This is a genomic window from Streptomyces sp. SPB074, assembly GCF_000154905.1.
Taxonomy (GTDB): Bacteria; Actinomycetota; Actinomycetes; order Streptomycetales; family Streptomycetaceae; genus Streptomyces.
In genome coordinates this window covers 1,213,284-1,214,590 of sequence record NZ_GG770539.1, presented here as the reverse complement: position 1 = coordinate 1,214,590, position 1,307 = coordinate 1,213,284, and the positions used below count along the sequence as shown (strand labels likewise).

Genomic DNA, 1,307 nt, shown 5'->3' with positions numbered 1-1,307 from the left:
CCGGTCCGTATCCCCGGACCGGCCCGTCCGCCCCGTTCCGCTGTCTTCCCCGGCCTGCCCCAGGAGGCTCGCTGTGCCCCAATGGCTCATCTACACCCTCGCCTCCGTGCTCGTCTGCGCGCTCGTCGTCGGCGCCGCCGCGCTCCGGCAGCGGCGCGTCACCGACGAGGACACCTCCGAGACGCCCGACGTCCTGGAGTACATGGTGATGATGGTGGGCGTCGTCTACGCCATCGTCCTCGGCCTCGCCATCGCCGGTGTCTGGGAGGCCCGCCAGGCCGCCGACGACACCGTCCAGCGCGAGGCGCAGTCGCTCTACGAGATCAACCAGCGCCTCGACGTCTACCCGGCCGCGTTCCGCGAGCAGGTGCGCGATCACATCGACGCCTACGCGCGGCACACCGTCACCACCGAATGGCCGGACATGGAGGCCGGGCGCGAACCGGACGCGAAGGGCGCGGCGCTGCTCGCCACGGTCCGCTCCGACCTCGCCCACCGCGAGCCCGCCGACGAACTCCAGGCCCAGGCCTACCAGCCGCTCCTCGACCAGGTCGCCGCCGCCGACGACGCACGTCACCAGCGCATCGAGTCCGCCGGGTCCACGCTCCCGGGCAGCGTGTGGTTCGGCCTCATCGCGGGCGGGGCCGTGACCCTCGGCCTGCTCTACACGCTCCAGATCCGCCGCACCACCCGCGAGGTCGTGCTCGCCACGACGTTCAGCGCGCTCGTCGTCTTCCTGCTCTTCCTCGTGTGGAGCTTCGACGCGCCGTTCGGGCGCGACGGGCTCGACTCGGCGCAACCGCTCATGGAGTTGTACGCGACGGGCGGCTGAACGGCGGGGGGCCCGGCAGCGCGGCGGCCGGCGGCGCGTCGGACCCCGGCGGCGCGCCGGCCTCGCGACACGAGGGGCCCGGCGGCCGGGCGGTTTGCGGTGGCGCGCGGTGTTATCGGACCTTGACCTGATCGTCCGATAGTCCGCGCGTGCGAGGGCGCCCGCACGGAGTCGTCTTCGAGGGAGCTCCACCGTGTTGTTCGTCGCGTGCCTGCTGCTGCCGCTCGCCGCCGTCCTGCTCTTCGCGATGGACCGGGTGGAGGACTGGATGGGGTCCTCCGCCGGTTCCTCGCCGGGCCGACGCCGCACGCGCCGGGAGCGAAGCGTGCCGGAGACCGCGCACCGCACGCGTCACCTCCGCGTCGTGCGCGACACGGACGTGGCCCCGGCGGCCGCCGACGCGAGGGGCACGGCGGGGCGCGAGCGTGCCGAGGAACGTCGCGCCGCCTGAGCCTGAGCCCGGTCCCGAGCCGGG

Annotated in this window: 2 protein-coding genes; both read left to right on the top strand. The window is 74.3% G+C overall.

Going from position 1 to position 1,307, the window contains the following annotated elements; genetic code table 11:
* Positions 1-73 precede the first annotated feature (73 nt).
* On the top strand, positions 74-832 hold the full coding sequence (locus SSBG_RS04865) for a DUF4239 domain-containing protein (protein ID WP_008745104.1): 759 nt from the start codon (positions 74-76) through the stop codon (positions 830-832).
* A 193-nt stretch (positions 833-1,025) separates the two neighbouring features.
* Positions 1,026-1,283 carry a hypothetical protein gene (locus SSBG_RS04860; protein ID WP_008745103.1) on the top strand — a complete coding sequence of 86 codons (258 nt, stop codon included), beginning with the start codon at positions 1,026-1,028 and terminating at the stop codon, positions 1,281-1,283.
* The last annotated feature ends 24 nt before the right edge of the window (positions 1,284-1,307 follow it).